General features: G+C 50.7%; 17 protein-coding genes. 8 read left to right on the top strand and 9 right to left on the bottom strand.

Features of this window, described 5'->3' with window-relative positions; translation table 11 throughout:
• Window positions 1–97 precede the first annotated feature (97 nt).
• The gene (putA, locus tag P6574_RS16790) at window positions 98–3,757 is read right to left on the bottom strand and encodes a bifunctional proline dehydrogenase/L-glutamate gamma-semialdehyde dehydrogenase PutA (RefSeq protein WP_310621406.1); all 3,660 of its coding nucleotides are present in this window, start codon (window positions 3,755–3,757) and stop codon (window positions 98–100) included.
• 128 nt (window positions 3,758–3,885) lie between these two features.
• On the opposite strand from putA, the gene P6574_RS16785 reads away from it, so the two are divergent.
• Window positions 3,886–4,356, top strand: a complete 471-nt coding sequence (locus P6574_RS16785; protein ID WP_310621405.1) for an Lrp/AsnC family transcriptional regulator — start codon at window positions 3,886–3,888, stop codon at window positions 4,354–4,356.
• 85 nt (window positions 4,357–4,441) lie between these two features.
• Here the strand turns inward: P6574_RS16785 and arcC are convergent, their stop codons facing one another.
• The 5 genes from arcC to P6574_RS16760 all read right to left on the bottom strand — a co-directional run bounded on the left by arcC (window position 4,442) and on the right by P6574_RS16760 (window position 10,487).
• On the bottom strand, window positions 4,442–5,389 hold the full coding sequence (gene arcC, locus P6574_RS16780; RefSeq protein ID WP_310621404.1) for a carbamate kinase: 948 nt from the start codon (window positions 5,387–5,389) through the stop codon (window positions 4,442–4,444).
• Between the two features lie 3 nt (window positions 5,390–5,392).
• Window positions 5,393–6,394, bottom strand: a complete 1,002-nt coding sequence (gene argF, locus P6574_RS16775; RefSeq protein WP_310621403.1) for an ornithine carbamoyltransferase — start codon at window positions 6,392–6,394, stop codon at window positions 5,393–5,395.
• Window positions 6,395–6,429: 35 nt separating this feature from the next.
• The gene (locus P6574_RS16770) at window positions 6,430–7,656 is read right to left on the bottom strand and encodes an arginine deiminase (RefSeq protein WP_310621402.1); all 1,227 of its coding nucleotides are present in this window, start codon (window positions 7,654–7,656) and stop codon (window positions 6,430–6,432) included.
• An 82-nt stretch (window positions 7,657–7,738) separates the two neighbouring features.
• The gene (locus P6574_RS16765) at window positions 7,739–9,139 is read right to left on the bottom strand and encodes a YfcC family protein (protein ID WP_310621401.1); all 1,401 of its coding nucleotides are present in this window, start codon (window positions 9,137–9,139) and stop codon (window positions 7,739–7,741) included.
• 163 nt (window positions 9,140–9,302) lie between these two features.
• Window positions 9,303–10,487 (bottom strand): GAK system CofD-like protein, encoded by a 1,185-nt coding sequence (locus P6574_RS16760; RefSeq protein ID WP_310621400.1) that lies wholly within the window; start codon window positions 10,485–10,487, stop codon window positions 9,303–9,305.
• A gap of 559 nt (window positions 10,488–11,046) precedes the next feature.
• Here P6574_RS16760 and P6574_RS16755 point away from each other — a divergent pair.
• The 4 genes from P6574_RS16755 (at window position 11,047) to P6574_RS16740 (ending at window position 15,009) form a co-directional block, all read left to right on the top strand.
• Complete coding sequence (locus P6574_RS16755) at window positions 11,047–12,870, top strand: AMP-dependent synthetase/ligase (RefSeq protein ID WP_310621399.1); 1,824 nt, start codon at window positions 11,047–11,049, stop codon at window positions 12,868–12,870.
• Between the two features lie 151 nt (window positions 12,871–13,021).
• Entirely contained in the window at window positions 13,022–13,792 is a 771-nt protein-coding gene (locus P6574_RS16750) for a metal ABC transporter ATP-binding protein (RefSeq protein ID WP_310621398.1), read from the top strand.
• Window position 13,793: 1 nt separating this feature from the next.
• On the top strand, window positions 13,794–14,594 hold the full coding sequence (locus tag P6574_RS16745; RefSeq protein ID WP_310621397.1) for a metal ABC transporter permease: 801 nt from the start codon (window positions 13,794–13,796) through the stop codon (window positions 14,592–14,594).
• A 13-nt stretch (window positions 14,595–14,607) separates the two neighbouring features.
• A complete protein-coding gene (locus P6574_RS16740; protein WP_310621396.1) occupies window positions 14,608–15,009 on the top strand; it encodes a Fur family transcriptional regulator in 402 nt (133 codons plus the stop codon).
• A gap of 216 nt (window positions 15,010–15,225) precedes the next feature.
• On the opposite strand, the gene P6574_RS16735 is transcribed toward P6574_RS16740, so the two are convergent.
• Both P6574_RS16735 and P6574_RS16730 read right to left on the bottom strand, forming a co-directional pair.
• Window positions 15,226–15,882, bottom strand: coding sequence for a hypothetical protein (locus tag P6574_RS16735; RefSeq protein WP_310621395.1), 657 nt, complete (start codon window positions 15,880–15,882; stop codon window positions 15,226–15,228).
• A 219-nt stretch (window positions 15,883–16,101) separates the two neighbouring features.
• A complete protein-coding gene (locus P6574_RS16730; protein ID WP_310621394.1) occupies window positions 16,102–16,887 on the bottom strand; it encodes a response regulator transcription factor in 786 nt (261 codons plus the stop codon).
• A 102-nt stretch (window positions 16,888–16,989) separates the two neighbouring features.
• On the opposite strand from P6574_RS16730, the gene P6574_RS16725 reads away from it, so the two are divergent.
• Window positions 16,990–17,637: a TetR/AcrR family transcriptional regulator gene (locus P6574_RS16725; protein ID WP_310621393.1), complete on the top strand. Its 648-nt coding sequence runs from the start codon at window positions 16,990–16,992 to the stop codon at window positions 17,635–17,637.
• A 91-nt stretch (window positions 17,638–17,728) separates the two neighbouring features.
• On the opposite strand, the gene P6574_RS16720 is transcribed toward P6574_RS16725, so the two are convergent.
• On the bottom strand, window positions 17,729–18,010 hold the full coding sequence (locus P6574_RS16720; RefSeq protein WP_310621392.1) for an SCP2 sterol-binding domain-containing protein: 282 nt from the start codon (window positions 18,008–18,010) through the stop codon (window positions 17,729–17,731).
• A 276-nt stretch (window positions 18,011–18,286) separates the two neighbouring features.
• On the opposite strand from P6574_RS16720, the gene P6574_RS16715 reads away from it, so the two are divergent.
• Together P6574_RS16715 and adhE are read left to right on the top strand one after the other, a co-directional pair.
• A complete protein-coding gene (locus P6574_RS16715; RefSeq protein ID WP_310621391.1) occupies window positions 18,287–18,955 on the top strand; it encodes a pseudouridine synthase in 669 nt (222 codons plus the stop codon).
• 313 nt (window positions 18,956–19,268) lie between these two features.
• Complete coding sequence (gene adhE / locus P6574_RS16710; protein ID WP_310621390.1) at window positions 19,269–21,944, top strand: bifunctional acetaldehyde-CoA/alcohol dehydrogenase; 2,676 nt, start codon at window positions 19,269–19,271, stop codon at window positions 21,942–21,944.
• The last annotated feature ends 44 nt before the right edge of the window (window positions 21,945–21,988 follow it).

Here is a 21,988-nt window from a genome sequence, read left to right as displayed (position 1 = left end):
GGATGACGGCGGAGCAAGTGACGAAGTCCTGCAACCTTTTTGGGTCATACCGGACAGGCGTAGCGCCGATCCGGTATCCAGACCACAAACTATCGATTTAGGAATCCTCCGATGCGGCCAAAAGGGAGGTGTTGCCTCCAGCAGCTGTTGTGTCCACGCACAGGTGCCGTTCCAACTGGTAGCGTTCGGGCTGGTTCTGTTCGCAGATGAGCGGCAGAATGGGCCCCTCCCGCTGGGCCAGTGCAATGCGCTGGGCTTTCAGCTCGTCGGTAGAGAACGAGGCAACAGCGTCAAACCCTTTGAGGCGAGACAGGCACGAGGCGGAAATGGCCCCCTCAAGACCCGAGGCCGGTGCGCCAAGGTGTTGCAGTGTTTGGGAGACTGACTGCGCGCCCTCGCCCACTAAAAGCGCTGCATTTCCCCCCGCCAGCGCCAGAACCGCCTGCTGCTCCAAGGAGGTTTTATCGGGCCCAAGACACAGGACCTTGCCGCGCGGGACGTTGGTGAGACGGTTGGATTCTCCTGTTGGTCCGGGCATTTGCTGCGCGCACTGGTCTTTCAAAATCTCGATCTGCCCCTTGTATTTTGGGAAGACGCGGGCAAGGCCCTTGAAGCGGCGGTGGCTGCTTTGCCACTGGGAGCTGTCCAGCTCTGCCAAAGCAAACTGCAGGGATGCCGTGCCAAGATGTTTTTCCTCTCCGTTGCCGGTGATAGGCGCATTGGGAGAGGGGGCAAGAAGGCGGGAGACATAGTGCGGGCCGCCTGCCTTGGGGCCCGTGCCGGACATACCTTCGCCTCCAAACGGCTGGGAGCCCACAATGGCACCGATCTGGTTGCGGTTTACATAGATGTTGCCCGCCTGAATGCGGTCCACAATATGCTGGACACGCTTGTCCACCCGTGTGTGCAGACCGAAGGTAAGGCCGAACCCCTTGGCATTGATGGCATCAAGGACTTTATCCAGATCCTTTGCCTTATAAGGGGCAATGTGGAGCACGGGGCCGAAGATTTCCTCTTCCAGCTCTTCAATGCCGCGCAGTTCTATCAATGTGGGGGGAACGAAGGTTCCGTACTCTGGCTTGGGGAGCTGTTTGAGCAAGTGGCCCTTGTCCTGCCAATGCTTGCAGTGGGCCATAATTTTCTGCTGCGAGGCGGCATCAATCACAGGGCCCACATCCACGCTCAAATTCTGCGGGGAACCCTGTTCCAGTTCATCCATTGCGCCAAACAGCATTTGTTTGAATGCCGGATAAATATCCTCCTGAACATAAAGCATACGCAGGGCCGAGCAGCGCTGGCCCGCGCTTTGGAAGCTGGAGGCAATGATGTCCTGAACGGCCTGTTCCGGCAGGGCGGTGGAATCCACAATCATGGCGTTGAGCCCGCCCGTTTCGGCTATCAGCGGGGCGCAGGGGCTGAGGTGCGTTGCCATGGTGCGGTTGATGCGGTGCGCCGTTGGGGTGGAGCCGGTGAAGGTGACAGCCTTCACCCGCGGATCGGAGGTTAGTGCAGCGCCGATGACGGAACCGGGGCCGATGAGAAGCTGCACCGCATCCCTTGCAATGCCCGCCTTGTGCATTAAGGAAACAGCAAGGTGGGCAATAAGAGGGGTTTGCTCCGCCGGTTTTGCCAGAACAGGGTTACCCGCAGCAAGACCCGCGAGAATCTGGCCGCAGAAGATGGCCAGAGGGAAGTTCCATGGGGAGATGCAAGCGCTGACGCCGCGTGGTGTTATTTGCTGCCCGCTTTGTTCCAACTGGAGAATGTTTTGCGCATAAAATCTTGCAAAATCAACTGCCTCGCGCAGCTCGCCAATGGCGTCCATGTAGGTTTTGCCAGCTTCGCGGGTGAGCAGCACGAAAATTTCGTCGCTGTTTTCCTCCAGAAGGTTAGCAAAACGGTTGAGAGCGGCGGCACGCTCCGTTGTAGCTGTTATCTGCCATGAAGAGGTGGCGGCGGCGCTTAGTGCAGTCTCCAGATCGTTTGCACTGGCGTTTTGTACTTGACCAGTGCAGTCTTGCGGGACGGCTGGGTTGTGGGTCTGGTGAGTGGCAGCGCCTTCCACTCTACCGGCAATGAGCGGGGCTGCCTGCCAGCGCTTTGTTTTAAATCTCTCCTGCGCCGCAAGGTAGGCTGTGCGCTGGTCGTAATCGCTCAGGTCCCAGCCCTTGGCGTTGGCGCGCTTAGTGCCATAGAGGTTTTTGGGAAGGGGAATATTTTCGTTATAGACCGGCTTGCCCGCTTCTATGAGCCCCTCAAGGGCTTCAAGCGGGTCTCCTGCCACCTGTTCGGGCTCAACTCCGGCGTTTCTGATCTGGTTGACAAAAGAACTGTTTGCCCCGTTTTCCAGCAGACGCCGCACCAGATAGGCCAGCAGATCCTTGTGGGCACCAACGGGGGCATAGATACGGCAGCGGGTATTGAAACGGTGGGCAACGGTTTCGTGCAGGGCTTCGCCCATGCCGTGCAAGCGCTGGAACTCGTAGGAGGAGGTGGGAAGTGCTGTCGCCATTTTTAAAATAGATGCCATGCTCTGGGCATTGTGGGTAGCAAACTGGGGGTAAATACGGTCGACCATTCCCAGAAGTTTCTGGGCGCATGCCATATAGGCAATGTCGGAATTGAGTTTGCGGGTGAAAACCGGATAGCCATCCAATCCCAGAACCTGCGCGCGTTTGATCTCCGTATCCCAATAGGCCCCTTTCACCAGCCGTATCATGATCTTGCGGTCGTACTTTTGGGCAAGGGCATACAGCCAATCGATCACATGGAAGGCGCGGGGGCCGAATGCCTGCACCACAATGCCAAAGCCCTCCCAGCCTTCAAGGGACGGGTCAGCCATGAGTGCCTCAATCACATCCAGCGACAGGTCAAGGCGCTCGGCTTCTTCCGCGTCGATGTTAAAGCCCATATGGGCCTCTTTGGCCTGCTGCATGAGTGAGAGAGTGGCGGGCACCAGCTCGTTTAGCACTCGCTCTTTCTTGGCGTACTCATAGCGCGGGTGCAAAGCGCTGAGCTTGACGGAAATTCCGGCGTTGTCACGCGGGTCCGCGCTCTTGATAGTGCTGGCAATGGCGGCAATGGCGTCAGAGTAGGACTTGTGATAGCGGCGGGCGTCCTCCCCGGTGAGCGCGGCTTCCCCAAGCATGTCATAGGAATGGGTGAAGCCTTGGCTTTCGTTGTCTGCCCCGTTTTGCTGCGCCTCTTCAATGGTGCGGCCCAAAACGAACTGGCGACCTAGCTCCTTCATGGCCTGCGCCACTGCAGTGCGCACCACCGGTTCGCCAAGACGTTTGACCATGGAGCGCACGGTGCCTGCCACGCCTTTGTGCTCCTGTGCCAGCACTTTACCGGTGAGCAGTAATGCCCACGTGGACGCATTCACCAAAGAAGAGGAGGAGCCGCCAAGATGCAGGCTCCACTGGTTGGCGGTAATCTTGTCAGCAATCAAAGCATCTATGGTTTCAGAATCCGGCACACGCAGCAAAGCTTCTGCAAGGCACATCAAGGCAACACCTTCGGGGTTGGAAAGGCCGTACTGCGCTAAAAAATTCTCCATTAAACTGGGCTTGGTGTTGGCCCTCAGGTCCCTCACCAGATCCGCCGCAAGCTCGCTCATGGCCTCACGCTGCTCTTTGGAAAGTGCAATGGACGATACCAGCGCGTTAACAGAGGTGGTTTCATCAGCGGTGTAGGCGTTTCTCACCGTCTGGCGGATGGCGTCAAGGGATGTATCTGGCTGCATGCTCTGGCTCATTCTAGGTGTTCATACCAATATCCTAGCGAAGTGTTTATAGCCATGTTTCCCGAATTAAATCAGTTTGTAGATACTTGGTTTTCAAATATGATTGTTTTTGGGGTAAATCTTTAGGAGTAGGCTCTTTTATGGACGAATTGGATAGTTTCGATAAAAAGATACTGGCACTTTTACAAAATAATGGCCGCATGACCATTACCGAGCTTGCCGGAAACGTGGGACTTTCCAAGACACCTTGCCAACTGAGAGTAAAACGGTTGGAGAGTAACGGTTATATTCTGGGTTACCGCGCCGATATTGATCCGGTGAAAGTCGGGGCGGGTCACATTGCGTTTGTGCAAGTCACTCTCAGTGACACCCGCTCAAAATCCCTAGAGGCATTTAACAGTGCTGCTCGGGCCATTCCCGAAATAGAGCAGTGCCATATGATTGCGAGTGATTTTGACTACTTGCTGAAGGTACGCACCAAGGATATCGCCAGCTACCGACGAGTACTGGGGGAAAAGATATCAGCCATGCCTTTTGTAGCGCAAACCTCCACATTTGTCTGCATGGAGCCGGTTAAGGAAACCAACCGCATCAGCTCCCCAACGCCCTGAATCTAAGAGGAGTACCCCATTCGCCAGCGGCACTGTGATGCTTATAGGGGTGCGCGGCTATAATGGCCTTGTCTTTGCTGTTCTTTTATGGGGCTTTATGGGCGCTATAGAATTTTGCGGTGTCAACATGAACGGAAACGGTCGTCCCCTTTTGCCCTTCCAAAGCCAAGGGAATATCGTGCAAGCTACAAATTACCGAGTTTCCGTCTATATGGCGGGCAAAGTTAATTGCGGCTTTGACCTTTGGGCCCATAGACCCCACTGCAAAATGATGGAGTTCCAAAGCATCGGGGTGGATGGCCTGAATGGCTTTCTGGCTCGGACTCCCCCATTCCAGAAAGACAGCGTTTGCATCAGTGGCCATAATGAGAACGTCCGCCTCAATCTCCTGAGCCAGTAAACACGAGCACAGGTCTTTATCGATGACACAGTCTGCACCCTTCAACTTTCCCTTTTTGTTGTAGAGAGTGGGAATGCCGCCGCCACCTGCTGCAATCACAACAGCACCGCGCTCAATCATCCATTTTATAGGGCGTAACTCGAAAATATGCTGGGGATCGGGAGAGGGGACAACACGTCTCCATAAATCTCCGTCGGGACGTATATGCCAGTCTTTTTTCTTGGCAAGTTTCTCGGCTTCGACTTTTGTGTAAACAGGTCCGATAAATTTTGTCGGGTTGTCAAAAGCCGGATCATCGGGGTCTACCTCCACTTGCGTGAGAATGGTGGCCACAGGCTTATCTTTTGGCAATAAATTTACCAGTTCCTGCTCAATCATATAGCCAATCATCCCCACGGTCTCTGCCCCTAAAATATCAAGGGGGTAGGGCTCAATGTCAGTGAAGGATGCCCCCTGAAGGGCCAACATGCCAACTTGTGGGCCGTTGCCGTGTGTAATTACCAGTTCATTCTCAAGGCTTAGGGGGGCGAGGGCCTTTGCGGCAATGCGGGCATTTTTACGTTGGTTTTCCGCCGTGAGTGCCTCGCCTCTGCGCAGCAGGGCATTGCCACCAAGAGCAACAACAATACGCATTTTTTATGCTCCAATGGTTGCAACCATAATAGCTTTGATTGTGTGAAGACGGTTCTCTGCTTGCTCGAAAGCGATATTCCTATCGGATTCAAAAACCTCGTCGGTGACTTCCAATTCATTCAATCCGAACTTTTGGAAAATCTGCTCACCAACTTTGGTTTCGCGGTTATGGAAAGCTGGCAGGCAGTGCATGAAGTAGGTGTTGGGGTTGCCAGTGCCCTCCAGCAGTTCTCTGTTTACCTGATAGGGAAGCAAAGCCTTGATCCGCTCCTCCCAGACGCTATCTGGCTCGCCCATGGAAACCCATACGTCGGTGTGTATGAAATCGACGCCCTTTGTTCCTTCCTTCGCGTCTTCAGTCAGGGTAATGCGGGCACCATAACGGGCAGCGACCTCCTGCGCAAAACCTACAATCTCTTGTGAGGGCTGCAGATTATTGGGAGACACGATGCGCACATCACAGCCCATAATTGCCCCCAGAAGCAAGAGGGAGTGGCCCATATTATGGCTGGCATCTCCCAGATAGGCATAGGATATTTGCGAGTGATGCTTGCTGCAATTCTCGTTCATTGTGAGCATATCCGCCAGCATTTGCGTCGGATGCCAGTCATCTGTCAGTCCGTTGTAGACAGGAACTCCGGCATATAACGCAAGCGTATCAACATCGGCTTGCTCGGCTCCTCTGAATTCAATTGCATCGAACATGCGGCCAAGAACGCGGGCAGTATCTTTCATGGATTCCTTGTGGCCGATTTGTGAGCCCGCCGGATCAAGATAGGTGATATTGGCCCCTTGGTCATAGGCGGCAACTTCGAAAGCGCAGCGGGTACGGGTGGACGTTTTTTCAAAAATGAGACAGATGTTCTTGCGTAGGAGCCGCGGGGTTTCCGATCCTGAATATTTCGCATGTTTGAGGTCTTTAGCAAGATCGAGCAGGAAGAGCAGTTCCTTTTGGGAAAAGTCATCTATTTTCAGGTAACTGCGTCCTTTCAGGTTGAAAGCCATTTTGATGTCTCCACTGTGTTCGAATGGGTCATTTGCTAGAGATCTATGGGATCACGGATAATCGGGCAGGTCATGCAGTGGCTGCCGCCACGACCGCGGCCAAGCTCCGAGCCATCAATTTGAATAACCTCGATTCCGGCCTGCTGTAGTTTGGAGTTTGTGTAGGTGTTGCGTCGGTAGCCGATGACAACACCGGGATCGATGCAAACAAGATTGTTGCCATCATCCCACTGCTCCCGCTGCCGGTCATAGGCATCGCCGCCAGTGGTAAAAACATGGAGTTTGTCTATGGAAAGGCAGTCTGCAACAACGTCGAACAAATGCCAGCGCTCTTTGCGGTAATCGACTTTCCCGTGTATATCGGAGGGACGTACCGAGTAACAAATGATCTGGTCGCAAACGCTTTTATAGGCAGTAGCTTTGTCGTAATCGAGCAATGTGAACACCGTATCCAGATGCATTGCAGAGCGGGAACGAGGCATCTGACAGGCGATGACACGCGAGGCTGCACGACTTCGGAATAAAGCCCGCGACAGCTGCCCAATCGCTTGGGGCGTTGTGCGCTCTCCCATGCCAACGAGAACAGCTCCGCCGCCAATGGGCATTACATCCCCGCCTTCCAGCGTGCTCTCGTGAAAATCAACATCCGGATTACCCCACCAGATGTGAACTTTGTGCCGGAAGCGGGGGTGGAACTTATAGATCGCCGTGACAAGAAGCGTTTCGTTTTTCCGTGCAGGCCAGTACATTGGATTGACAACAACGCCGCTATAAATCCAGCAGGATGTATCACGTGTAAATAGGGTGTTGGGGAGGGGGTTCAGGACAAAATCATCCGGTTCAAGATAACTTCCGAAGACGCCTTGGGGCTCGAACTCCAACTCACCGCGGGCAAGGCCGCCAATTAAGTGATCCGCGAGAAAACGGGGAGATTGTTCGTTGAGCCAGCTACGCAGGTCTTTTGCCATGCCCGAGCCAACCCGGGTTTCTGTAATGCGCCGGTCAAGAATCCACTTGCGGGCCATTCTATCTTCCAGAGTTTCACGAAGAAGATCATGCATTTCAAATACTTTGACACCGCGCTCCTCAAGGCGCAGGCGAAAATCATAGTGGTGCTTTTGCGCTTCACGGACCCAAAGGACGTCGTCGAAGAGAAAGTCCTGACAATTGCCAGGGGTGAGGCGGGTGTGTGCCAGACCGGGGCGACAGACCATGACTTCTCGCAGCCTTCCGATTTCTGAATGAACACCATATTCCGCCATTGGGTATCTCCGGTTCTTCTTCTTTGATTTAGGAGCTTAAAGGCTTTTGTGTTTTACTTTGTTAAGTATTGAAATCACTTGGCTAAACGCTGATGCTAAGGGCGATCGTGATCAGAATAAACAAAATGACCAGCAGGGGAGCGACAAAGCGAACCCATCTGTCGTAGGGAACACGGCCAAAAGCCAAACCACCCATAACGACGGCTGAAGTGGGCGTGACAAGGTTCACCAAGCCGCTGGCCGACTGGTAAGCTGTAACCACTAAGTCTGCAGTGATGCCGGTAAATGAAGCAAGTGGGGCCATAATCGGCATTGAAAGGACTGCAAGTCCTGATGTGGAGGGTACCAGAAAAGACAGCAAAATCTCAAGCCAGAACAGCACATTGATGAAGGCTATATCTCCAAGCCCTTTAAGCGCCGATTCAGACCAGTGCAGGATTGTATCTGTAATGGCCCCATTGTCCATAACCACCGTAATACCGCGGGCGACTGCAATAATCAGGGCGACCGAGAGAAGGTCTTGAGCACCCTTTATGAAGCTGTCTATGAATTGGGCTTCACCCATTCTCGTAACCAGACCCACAAGAATGGCAGAGGCGAGAAACAGGGCCGACATATGCGCCATCCACCATCCAAGAATTGAAACACCATAAACGAGAATGGCAAATGAGCTGACAAAAATAAACAGCACCAGGGCATGCAGGCGAGTGAACGGAATATCTGTTTGCTCTCTGTTTTCTTGCAGCAGACCCTTATCTTCTGTGTCCTTGATGTTCGCAGTCAGGGGAGAGGATAGGTCCTTCCTGACCTGTGCGGCGTAACGCATAACCCACAAGGTACAAATCAGCCATCCGGCAGCCAGTATAATCAGACGGAGTATCAAACCATCGGTAAATGGAATGCCTGCGGCGTTGGAGGCAATAACTGTTGCAAAGGGATTAACTGTGGAGCCGAGGCAACCTATGCCAGCTCCCAACATGATGACGGCAACACCCGTTAGGCTGTCATACCCTGCGCGGCGCACCACGGGAATTATGATGGCGTAGAAAGCAAGTGTTTCCTCCGCCATTCCGTAGATGGTTCCCCCTGCCGCAAAAAACAACATCAGGATGGGCACCATAAGGAACTCGCGGCCCCTTAGTGCTTTCATTATGCGTGAGATACCGGCGTCTAACGCTCCGGTCTGTGTAACCACCATAAGGAAGCCACCGATAATCAGTACAAATACAGAGACATCTACCGCATTTGCATCACGGGAGACCGGGTCATAAAAGCCGGAGATGGGAGCGAGGAAGATCTGCACGACCCCTTGCGGCTCCGGTTCAATCAGATGGTAACTGCCAGGAATAGGAAGAGCGCGCCCGAGTGTCTCATCCATCACCCGCTCGTATTTCCCTGCGGGAATGATCCAAGTCGCGATCACCGCAGCGATGATGAGAGAAAATAGAATAGTAAAGGCACTAGGGAACTGTGGCTTCTTCATGATCTGCTATTTTAATGGTGGTTGCAGTCATTTACAAAAATGTTAGTGCCTATATTCCTCTACGTCAAGTTGAAGGCCCCGCCTTGCGTGTTTCCAATTATTCAATATTACTTGAAAGCTAGCACGCACAATGTAAATGCGTGCCAAATGGGAGATAGGACATTTAGGTAAGGGACAAGAGAAGTTCTACAAGTTTCTTGGGATCATAATAGGGCAGGCACCTTCTGCCCAGTAGGTCCGAGGATATGAGCTCAATTGAATGCTCTTTGAGAAAACCCTTATCGAAGTCACCTGCATTACCGGCATCCGTAATAATGTAGTTCAGGAGATTGCTTGTCTCGCATGGTTGGTCCAAGTCTCTGTTGAGCCGTTCCAATAGGGCCATGACAGACTGTGTAGGCGTCATGCCGAACTGTTCCGGATCATTTCCGAGGTTTGGAATGTAAACTTTGGGGTTGGGGTTTTGCGTAATAGCCCGGCCAACGCCAGATGGCAGCAGATTGGCCATCAAGCTGCTATGGAAGGAACCAGGTGGATAGCAGATCAGGTCAGCATCATGAATGAACAGTGACATTTTGTGAGCGATGTTGATGGGAACTGGTGTGTCATCATCGAGTGAGCGGACTGCGAAGGTCTCCGTGATTCTGCTTTGCAGCGCCGGAACTTCCTTACCCGTCATGCGGTGTTGACCGATGATCTGGGTCCCATCTTCCAGCATTGCGGCGAGGTGGCAGTTACTATCTGTTATAGCGGTCACAACTCCCAGAGTGTTTATGAGTTTTGAAAACAGAAAGATAATCGGGTCGAGGTTTTGGGAGTTGTTCAGGTAACCACCGGCCAGAATGAGATTGCCAATACTTGCACCGCGCAAGTCAAAGTCGAGCGGCATGGCCTTTAGGAAAACTTCAAGCTGGGTCCGGATCAGGCCGCGCATGGGCTCGTGAACGGCCTCCAAAAGCCTGCCTTGTCCGGAAACCAGCTTTTCCAATGTACATTTCAACTGTTCATGGGTTTTGTCTTTTGCAAGCCGGTGGGAAAACAGACGGGCAATTTCAGGGTGGCCTGTTGCGGTCTCATCCGCAAGGGCTATGAGCCTGCTGCGCAAGTCGCCAATAGCAGGCATATTGAAAGCTTTTCGCAAAGCAGCAGAGCTGCCTCCACTGTCAAACGGCGTGATAAGGTGACAGGTGTTATGGCTGTAGTTTTTCAGGCACCTAGAAATATCATTGAGTGCTGTTCCGCCACTGAAAAATAGAATCTTTGGCCCCAGTTCAGGCAAACGTCTGGCCCGTTCAACTCTTATAGGATCGGGAATCGTGAGACGGCGAGAAATAATGCGGGGAGCCATAGATAACTTTTCTTAATTCAAATGGGTAGTATGGATTAGTCGGGTACACCAGAGTGTTGGTGTGCAAGGCTACCAAAGAAAAAGAGGTTTTGCTACTCCCCGTGCCGCATGCATGAATAATAGGCAGGCCTAAATTAATCAGATTAGTCAAATAGATATAGCCCGTTAAAACCTTATGGGCACAGAATGTGATTGTGTCGCAGTGGCTCGAATCCGTTTTTTAAGGCCAGTTTTTCGTCGAAGTACAGGGAATGCGATTAGTGCTATTAATTTTAAGCTTAAAGTTAATTTCCCGCAGTTTGAAGAATTTAAAAGCATGTCTATGTTGCGGTGCAATGTGAAAACTTGAAAAAGTACTGGTCAATGTATGTAATATTATCTAGTTTCATAGACGAAACTTGAGCCGTAGCAGTTAGATAACTTAAATTTGCTTATCTTTTCGGTCAGTGCTTAAATTGGTGATTAAGGAATTTATATCAAAGCCTTGAAAATATCTGGAAACCAATAGGAACTCGAAGATGGATTCAGGATTTTATGCTTGGGAGGGCGTAAAGCTAAAATGAACGAGTTAGCGATGCAACAAGATATGGGTATTTTTCAAAGTCAGAAGGAAACCATCATCCAACGGTTCTTAAAAACAGCTAAGGATCGCGCGGATAAGCCTGCCTATTATGAAGAGGCGCCGGGGAAATGGATTCCTACTAATTGGGAAACCTATCTGCAGCAAGTGGAGAATGTTGCACGGTCCCTCATTGAACTGGGAGTCAAGAAAGGGGATACGGTTAGTATATTGAGCTATAATAGGCCTGAGTGGGCTATTATGGACTTCGCCATTATGATGATTGGCGCTGCAACCACCGGAATATACTGGACGTCTTCCCCCGAGGAAATTGAATTCGTCCTAGCCGATTCTAAAAGTCGTGTTTTACTCATTGAAAAGCGGGATCAGCTTGCGGAACTCTCCGAGAGTCTGGATCGTTTTGAAGAGCTGCAGAACGTTGTTGTTCTGGATGAGGAGTGTCAGGGAGACACCTATCTTGCATGGAGCAAATTTCTGGAACTGGGGACTGGGAAACCCGAACTGGAAATCGAGCGCCAAAAGCGTGTGAAAGCTCTAGATGGCGAAGATATTGCCACCAAAATTTACACATCGGGCACGACAGGAGCGCCAAAGGTTGTGCTTTTATCCCATCGGTCGCTTCAGGCAGAAGCCGACGGGCTAACGGAGCGGCGGGAACTGTCGCCGGATGAACGATACATTTCTTATCTGCCCCTTGCGCATATCGTTGAAAAACTCGGCACAATTATTCTGCCGGCCAACAGGGGATACCCAGTCTACTACGTTCACGATTTTGAGACGCTGGCAAACCATATCCAAAGCGTACGGCCAACGTTTTTCGGGGGTGTTCCGCGCGTTTATGAGAAAATGAAGGAAAAGCTGGAAGCCAAGCTAAGGGAGACTACCGGAATTAAGGCAACGCTTGCTCATTGGTCCATGGCAACAGCACGCACCTATAATGAAAAGCTTCTGGCAAAACAGCCTATTTCGCCGCTTCTCAGATTTAAAAAGCGCATTGCGAACAAGCTTGTGCTGAGCAAGATCAAAGAGGCGATGGGTTTCGACCAAACTACAGACTTTTTGAGTGGAGCAGCTGCGATGCCGCTTGAAGCTCTCAGGTTCTTCAGTGGTCTGGATATCATCATTCTGGAAGGCTATGGGCTTTCCGAGACCTGCGGCAGTGCGAGCTTTAATTCCCCTAGCGAGACAAAGCTTGGTTCGGTTGGCAAGCCCATACCCGGCTTTGAGATCAAGATTGCGCCTGATGGAGAGGTTCTCATTCGTGGTGGTGGTCTGTTTTCTGGTTATGGTAATAACCAAAAAGCGACCAACGAATGCATGATTGGGGGTTGGTTCTATACGGGTGATCTTGGCCGTATAGATGATGATGGCTATTTGTTCATCACTGGCCGCAAGAAGGATATTATCGTGACATCGGGCGGAAAGAACATTTCTCCCGCTATGATTGAAGGAGACTTGATCTCTGCGCCGATGATCGAACACGCAATCATTGTGGGGGATGATCGCAAGTATCTAAGTGCGCTTATCTCCCTTGATCCAGAATCCTTGGAAGTTTTTGCCGAGAAAGAGGGCTTGAGTGTTCAAGGAGCCCTACAATCCATTGTTCTGAATAATTACCTGCAGTCGGTCATTGATGAAGTGAATAAGCGTCATGCCAGAGTGGAGCATATTCGCCGCTTCAAAGTGCTTCCGGAAGGCCTGTCAATTGAAGGGGGTGAACTCACCGCCACAATGAAGGTGAAACGTAAAACCGTCATTTCCAATCATAAGGCTCTCGTGGATAGCATTTATGAGGAAGGGTAGGTCTCCAAAGTCCGACCGGGAATACAGCCGTCTTCACTAACCATAAAGAAAACGGTAAAGTCAGTTGGTATTTGAGGGAGTGTTATATTATAACATTCCCTCAAACTGTATTTTCGCGAGAACGAGGTCGTAGGCATTGAGCCTCATTGAAATGAATTCTGTCGGCGTGTTCCGGCAGGGACGATGGCTTATCCGCAACGTTGATCTGACGGTTAGTCGGGGAGAGATCCTCACGCTGATTGGCCCCAATGGCGCGGGTAAGAGCACAACAGCAAAAACTGCTTTGGGTGTTTTGAAGCCTGATGAAGGCTCTGTGCGGCGTAACTCCTCATTACGAGTAGGATACGTTCCACAAAAGCTGACCATCGACTGGACCATGCCACTTTCGGTTAATCGGCTTATGTCACTCACCACACGTCCCTCAAAAGCAGAAATATCGTCTGCCCTTGAGGCCGTTGGCATTCCCCATCTTCAAAACGCAAGGGTTCAGGGGCTCTCGGGAGGAGAGTTCCAGCGGGCATTGATTGCAAGAGCACTTCTAAGGCGCCCCGACTTGCTGGTTATGGACGAGCCAATTCAGGGCGTAGACTATTCGGGCGAAGTTGAGCTTTATAATCTCATTCTCAAAATCCGCGATGATTTGAATTGTGGCGTTCTGCTTATTTCGCATGATTTACATATGGTCATGGCCCAAACAGATACGGTGATCTGTTTGAACGGTCATGTGTGTTGCACAGGAACACCGCAGCTGGTCGCAGCATCTTCACAGTATCAGGAGCTTTTCGGGCGTGTTACACCGCCCGTTGCTTACTATCAACATCATCATGATCATACGCATCTACCTGACGGTGAGATCAAAACGGCAGATGGCCCTGCATGTGAGTGTACGACGCCACCTGAAAAGCGCGTGGGTACGAACTGATATGCTTGATGATTTCTTTGTTAGAGCGCTGGTTGCAGGTTTGGGACTGGCAGTGGTGAGCGGACCGCTGGGCTGTTTTGTTGTTTGGCGGCGCATGTCTTATCTGGGTGATACCATGGCGCATTCAGCTCTCTTGGGTGTGGCCCTTTCCTATATGTTCAAATTAAATCTGACACTGGGTGTTTTGGGGGTATCGCTTATGGTAAGCTTTGCCCTGCTTGCGCTTCAAAAACGCCATACCATTTCAACAGATGCCCTTCTTGGGATACTATCTCACTCCAGTCTTGCTCTAGGGGTGGTCCTGATTGGCCTGATGAGCGGGCTCAGAATAGACTTGATGGGGTTCATGTTCGGAGACATTCTATCGGTCTCAAGGGTGGACATAGCAGTTATTTATGGTGGAGGGGCGGTGGTTCTCGGTATCCTTTTATGGATTTGGAGAGCGCTTCTGGCAAGCACCGTGAGCGAGGAACTTGCAGCCTCCGAAGGGCTGGATCCAGCTCGCAGCCAAGTTATCATGACACTTCTCATGGCTTGTACTATTGCAATTGCTATGAATTTGATTGGCATCCTGCTCATCACAGCTTTGCTGATCATACCGGCTACGACTGCAAGGTGCTTCGCATCAACGCCCGAACGTATGGCCGTTTATGCAAGTATTGTAGGAGCCCTGAGTGTACTTGGGGGGCTATGGGGGTCAATGAAGTTTGACAGTCCATCAGGTCCATCGGTCGTTGTGGCTGCTCTGGTTTTGTTTTTAGTTGCCTTCACGGTTACTTCTAGAAAGAAGATCGAAAGGTAAAGTAGGTGTCACAATGGTAACAGATCTTTCAAAGCTCACTCGAAATCAGAAGATGGTTTTTGACAGCTTGTCCCATGCCGGTACCCCCATGAGTGCCTACGACATTCTCGATGGACTTCGCTCCGAAGGACTGCGTGCACCGCTTCAAGTCTATCGTGCCTTGGGTAAGTTGGTCGAGTTGGGGGCGGTGCATAAGATTGAGAGTATCAATGCCTTTGTGGCCTGCGCCCAGCAGGGGGGCTGCGACCGGTCCATTACGAGTTTTGCTATCTGTGAGAGCTGCGGGGCCGTTCAGGAATTCTCTGAAGAGGAACTGGGGAACTCATTGAAACGATGGGAGGAGAAAAAAGGTTTCAAGTCCAGACAGGTCGTGATTGAAGTTCAGGGTATCTGCGAACTCTGTCAGAAAAATTGACTGCCTTGCCTTTAATACCAGTAATCATAAAGTGTCATCGATAGTTTGTGGTCTGGATACCGGAACGGTGCTTCGCTTGTCCGGTATCCAGACTACAGCGTTTACCAGACATAGCCACACATTCCGGCCAATGAGACGGGATCCAAACATAACAATAGGCTAGCAAGGATGCCGGTTGGTATAAGTCAACGGGTGGCCCCCAAAGAAGAGAGCTTCCTATCCGACCTTTGGGGCGGCGGTAACGGTAATTTCCTCATCATCAATGAGCGTTCGATTTAAAAATACCAGCGGCTGTATTCTCTGGCGCTTGTCTTGCGGTTGGTAGCCTGTTTGAAAGGCTGCCGGATACATGTGCCCACGGATGATTTTCTGGGCCTCGTTTTTAATGAGCTCCAAATCCCCCTCGCTTGTGGGTTCGATAATAACACCGCTCATTCGGTTCAAAAAAGGCACCTGATCACGTAGAAAATTAAGCTGGTCCACGCCACTTGCAAGGCGCAAAAGGATGGGTGAGGGCAGTGTGGGAATCATATCAAACAGACACACAGAAGGGCCAAGTGCCTGGAGGTTGATCTGGACGGCGTGCGTTCCATCAAAGAAGGACTTGTTCTCACTGAGAAACTTCCCTCGACTTAAATTATTGGAGAGCGTGTTTTGTAAAGACTGCGCCCCGTCATATTGCAAGGATAGAACAAAGGCACCGGACTTTTCTTGAAAGTCGGTTTCAAAGCCCAGCTCGGGAACGTTGCCTGCCGTTATCAAGGTATTTGTTGCAACAAGCAGTCTTGCGGGTATCAAGGTGGATCCCTGAGGTCTTTTTCCGATGAAAATCGGGTCATTCAAACCTATGAGAGTCTCTACTGGGTAAATCATAGAATACCTCAAACGCAAAAGGTTCTTGGGGCTCTCAAGAAAATAGTTGAATATTATGTGTAGAAACAATCCAGAGTTATACTAGGTGGGAGAATTCTCTCCTAAAATTTTGGAATGTTATTGGGGGGATATTACTTAAAAAAATATTAGAGGTTACCCCGCCGAAACTATAGGAATAGTAAGTCGGCGGGGTTAATGAGGCTTGGGAGAAGCCACTGTTTAAACGGCTGCTAGACTGCTCATATGGTCAGAGCCTACAGATGAGGAGTGCATCTGAACGTTGGACTTTGCACGCCGTTGATTAATTTTTGAGCGGGATCCCGGTCTATAGTCCACGTCGATACCCAAGGCGTTGATCATCGCCACAAGTTGACTGCGGGAGTAAAAGCCCAGAGTGCTCAAAAGCGCAGAAACGTGATGTTTCACAGTTGCCTCGGAGATGCCAAGGTCATGGGCGATCTGCTTGTTGAGCTTTCCTTGCTTAAGATAGGAAAGGATAGTTGCTTGCCGTCTGGTAAGGCTTGCAAGCCCCTCGTAAAACTCAAGTGAGAATGGCGTTTCTTCGCCTTCTTTCTTACGCGGATGCACAATACCGGGCTGGTGAAGACGCAAAATCTCTGTAAAGACGCCGAAGTCGGCAGTCTTGGAAATTGCGGCTGTCGCGCCGTGAGCCACGAAGTATTCCCCAAGTCCGGCATTATCCTGATCCGACAAGATAATGAGCTTGTAAATTTGGGCAATTTCCCTTAGGGCAATGGCTGTTGTGAGGCCCGGAGCCCCTTCCACTGCGGGATTTACAAGAATAATGGAGTTTGGGTATGTGACTACGTAGGATTCCAGATCCTGAAAACTGTTGGTCGTGAAAACTTGTTTCGCCAAACCTTCATTAAGATAGGTTGAAGCAAGAGCCTGTGCGAAAGCAGGATGCTGGTCCGCAATGATGATTGTCTTACCCATTGGCAGCTCCCCAACTGCCATAGTTAAGCTGCGTCTCTCCCGGTACATGCCTATTTCTCCTCCGTATGCTGCTACGCACAAAGCCGTAGCACTTGAAAAAAATACATACATATGGTTTTTTTACAAGCCATAATGTGAAGGAAAATGGTTTTGACTGGATTTGAGCCGGAAAAAGAGGGGCGATCACACCAACAACAAAAGAGTGATCGCATGCGTCGGGACATCGTACTCTCGGCTATCTCTTGCTTGTATGAGTATGGCTATCACCGTACATCCATTAAGAAAATTGCTCAGGCGAGTGCTTTTTCTCAAGGTGCAATGCAGCATCATTTTCCCAGCAAAGAAGATCTTATGGTCTTTGTTATGCAAAAGATTCTCACAAAATCTGTTCGCCTGACTTTGGAGTGGGCAGAGGAGGTGGGGCAGGAAAATGTCCGAATCTCTGACCTGACAAAAGAATGGTGGACGAATCAGATGCGCTCTCCGGAGTTCCTCGCCATGCTGGAAATCATGGTTGGGGCACGCACTGATGACAGTTTGAGAAGCAGACTGCAGCCGGTTGTGACTGAGTATATTGAAAAAGCCGAGGACTATATTCTGGCTCTTTTCCCCGAAAGTCGCTACGGCCCTTCGGTTGCCCGAATGATGGTAATTGCCTCACGCAGCATGTTGTGTGGTTTGGTTACACATGATGCCATGTTTAGAAGTGAGCAGGAACTGGACCAGTTTGTGAATGAATGGGCCGAAGTGCTGGACACACTGCTGGAGCCTCGCATCAATACTTCCAGTATAAACTGATGAATATGCAATCCGTTTAAAAAAATAAATCGCGCATCCTGATTTAGAATGCGCGATTGAAATTTCAGTGCTTTTTTAAGCAGAAGGGGTCTTAAAGAACCTGACCCAGCTTCATGGCAAGGCTCATGTCGCCATCGATTTCGAACTTGCCCTGCATGAATGCAGCTGTTGGGTCCAGATCACCAGCAGCGATTGCTTCCAGATCTTCCAGAGAAACGCCGATTGTGCAGTCTGCGTCCTGATCTTCTGTGGTAAGAGTGTTGTTGTTGATAACGATTACGCCATCATCACCACAGTCGAACTTGATTTTGCCTTCAAAATCACTGGATTCAACTTTTGCTTTCATGCCTTCAGCGAGTTTTGCAACGCTCATGGTCAATCCCTTCTTTGCTTGTCAGCTGTGCTGACGGGAGTCTCTACTACGTATTCCCTAGCATTCTCGTGCTCGCGCGATGCGGGTGAGAAGGCTTTACTTTCCATTTGGAATCTAATGTGCGCCTTCTAGGCTGTAAAGAAATAGCTTGAAGATAATAAAGAGCTTTTGCTTATCCAATGGTCGCGGTTTTTCATGTTGCGCTGCACCGTAAAAGAACGGTGCAAGGATGGGGTTATCGTTGACTGGCAATAATTCTACCCTATAAGACCTCCCATGAGCAGCACGACTTCACCTTTTATATACGCCCCGCCTACCGAGCCGCACCTTGAGATACTCCATCAAGATGATGACATTTTGTTGCTCTCCAAACCTTCTGGCCTGTTAAGCGTTCCGGGCAAGGCCTTGGAGCACCGCGATTGTCTGGAAACGCGAGCACAGGGGGTGTTTCCAAGTGCAACTACTGTGCACCGGCTGGACATGGATACTTCCGGTGTGATGGTGATGGCCATGAACCGGAGTGCCCATCGTCACCTTGGTCTGCAATTCGAGCGGCGGAAAACCAAAAAAACGTATTTGGCCCGTGTCTGGGGGCAGATCTGTGAAGACGAAGGGCAGGTGGATTTGCCACTTCGGTGCGATTGGCCCAACCGGCCCAAACAGATGGTTGATCATGAGCTGGGGCGCTCGGCACAAACCAATTGGCAGATCATCCAGAGGGAAGAGCACACGACACTGGTGAAGCTGATGCCGGTGACCGGTAGATCCCATCAGTTGAGAGTTCATATGCTGGAGCTCGGGCACCCTATCGTTGGGGATAGATTTTATGCGGATGGTGAGGCCTTGAACTTTTCGCAGCGCCTGCAGCTACACGCCCATACGCTTGAGTTCTACCACCCCGACGGCGGCGCTTGGCAAAGTTTTTCCAGTTCCTGCCCGTTCTAGGGCAGAAGCAGGCACAAAGCACCACCCTTCAAATTTCCCGGTGTATCGAAGTGTTGCTATACGTTCATAATTCAGTCACTTCGGGTTTTTATATAGATCCTTCAAGGAGTGTAACCCGCCGCAGGAAATTGCCAGTTTTAAACTCATATATTAGACGCTTTTTGATCTTTATCATAAGATAAGCGCATTACATTTCGTAGGCTTAGTTCATTGGAGAGCTTTGTATCCTCCCTTTTTTAGAGAGGGGGTCAGTTGTGCACCCTCTCTTTAAAAACAGACCTCTCCAATTCAGCAAATCCGTATGGAGATAGGTATGCCTGTAACAAATAATAAGGAATTGGATGCCCTTGTCGCGCGGGTACGCGCCGCACAAAAGGTTTTCGCAAACTACACTCAGGAACAGGTAGACAAGATCTTTCGTGCCGCAGCGCTCGCTGCCGCCGATGCCCGCATTCCCCTTGCACGTATGGCCGCTGAGGAAAGCGGCATGGGCATCATGGAAGACAAGGTGATCAAGAACCAATTCGCCTCAGAGTACATCTATAACAAATACAAGGACGAAAAGACCTGCGGTATTCTCTCTGAAGATAATACTTTCGGCACCATTACCATAGCCGAGCCGACAGGCCTGATTTGTGGAATTATTCCCACAACCAACCCCACCTCAACAGCCATTTTCAAGTCTTTGATCTCGCTGAAGACCCGTAACGGTATTATCTTCAGCCCGCACCCAAGAGCCAAGCACTCCACCAATGAGGCAGCCCGCATAGTTCTGGAAGCGGCCATCAAGGCGGGTGCTCCCAAAGATATCATCGGCTGGATTGATGTGCCGACGGTGGAATTGTCCCATGCCTTGATGACCCACGATGACATTAACCTGATACTGGCCACCGGTGGTCCGGGTATGGTGAAAGCGGCTTATTCCTCCGGTAAACCTGCGATCGGTGTGGGGGCTGGCAACACACCTGTTGTGGTTGATGAACATGCCGATATCAAGCGCATGGTGGCTTCTGTTCTCATGTCCAAGACATTTGACAATGGCGTTATTTGTGCCTCCGAGCAATCTGTTGTCGTTGTTGATGAGGTCTATGAAGCGGTGAAGGCTCGCTTTGCCACGCACAAAGCCCATATTCTCAAGGGCAAGGAAGTTAAGGCGGTTAAAGACATCCTGCTCAAGAACGGGGGTGTTAATGCGGCGATTGTTGGCCAGCCCGCTGCGAAAATTGCCGAAATGGCCGGTGTTGTCGTTCCCGCAGATACTAAGGTTCTTATTTGCGAAGTGAGTGAGGTGAACGAGAAAGAGCCGTTTGCCCATGAAAAACTCTCTCCAACCTTGGCCATGTATCGGGAAAAAGATTACCGGGCCGCGTTTGCCAAAGCCGAAGAGCTGGTCACATTTGGCGGTATTGGCCACACTTCCGTGTACTACACCGATCAGGACCGCTGTCAGGACCGTATCCGTGAATTCGGTCAGGTCATGAAAACGGCGCGTATCTTGATAAACTCTCCGGCATCTCATGGCGGAATGGGCGATTTCTATAACTTCTCTCTTGCGCCTTCTTTGACACTGGGCTGTGGCTCATGGGGCGGGAATTCTATTTCCGAGAATGTGGGACCTCAGCACTTAATCAATAAGAAAACAGTGGCCAAGAGGGCCGAGAACATGCTGTGGCATAAACTACCCGAATCCATCTACTTCCGCCGCGGTTGCCTGCCTATGGCCCTTGAAGACTTGAAGGGCAAAAAGCGGGCTTTGATTGTGACAGATAACTTCCTGTTCAAGAATGGCTATACGGATGAGACCGTCTCTCTTTTGAACGATCTTGGCATGGAAACCGAGGTTTTCTTTGAAGTTGAAGCGGATCCGACCTTGTCTATTGTCCGCAAAGGCGTTGAACTGTGTAATGCCTTTAATCCCGATGTAATCGTGGCATTGGGCGGCGGCTCTCCAATGGATGCGGCGAAGATCATGTGGGTGATGTATGAACACCCTGAAGTGGACTTTGCCGACCTTGCCCTGCGCTTTCTTGATATCCGCAAGAGGATCTATACCTTCCCGAAACTGGGTATCAAGGCAAAGATGGTTGCCATTCCAACCACCTCAGGAACCGGATCGGAAGTGACACCGTTTGCAGTGGTGACCGATGACAAGACCGGCATGAAGTATCCTATTGCCGATTACGAACTCACACCCAATATGGCGATTGTGGATGCCAATCTGGTTATGGATCTTCCAAAATCCCTGACTGCCTATGGCGGATTGGATGCGGTTGTACACTCTCTGGAAAGTTACGTCTCTGTCATTGCCAACGAGTATTCCGAGGGGCAATCCCTTCAGGCGCTTAAGATTTTGAAGGAAAATCTTGTCGAAGCCTATGAAAAAGGCAGGGATGCGCCGCATGCTCGGGAAAAGGTTCACAACGCGGCAACTGTTGCCGGTATTGCCTTTGCCAATGCTTTCCTAGGGGTTTGTCACTCAATTGCCCATAAGATCGGTGCGGCCTATCACATCCCGCATGGTCTTGCCAACGCAATGCTGATTGCCAATGTTATTCGCTATAACGCTAATAACAACCCAACCAAGCAGACTGCTTTTTCCCAGTATGACCGCCCGCATTCCAGATTCCGTTATGCTGAAATTGCGGATCATTTAAAGCTCACAAACGCCTCTGACAGTGAAGGTGCTCGGGTCGAAAAACTGATTGCCTGGATTGAAGAGGTTAAGCGTGCGCTGGACATTCCTTCCTCTCTCAAGGAGCTGGGTATTCCTGAGGCCGAGTTTATGGCTAGATTGGATGAAGTGGCAGAAGAAGCCTTTGATGATCAGTGCACAGGCGCCAACCCGCGCTTCCCTCTGATCAGCGAGATTAAGCAACTTCTGGTAGACGCGTACTATGGCAACGTGTTTGTTGAAGACACTAACGTCCACACTCTTGCAACTCAGGAGAAAGAGGCTAGCTCGAAAGCAGGTATCAAGGCTGCCGAGTAGTGTTTATTTGGTAAAGTGAATGAGAGGAAGGCCAGCCTTTTTCA

The sequence above is a fragment of the Pseudovibrio sp. M1P-2-3 genome, assembly GCF_031501865.1.
In the GTDB taxonomy this organism is placed as follows: Bacteria; Pseudomonadota; Alphaproteobacteria; order Rhizobiales; family Stappiaceae; genus Pseudovibrio; species Pseudovibrio corallicola.
The sequence above is the reverse complement of the archived record's forward strand: the minus strand, read 5'-3'. Positions and strand labels throughout refer to the sequence as shown.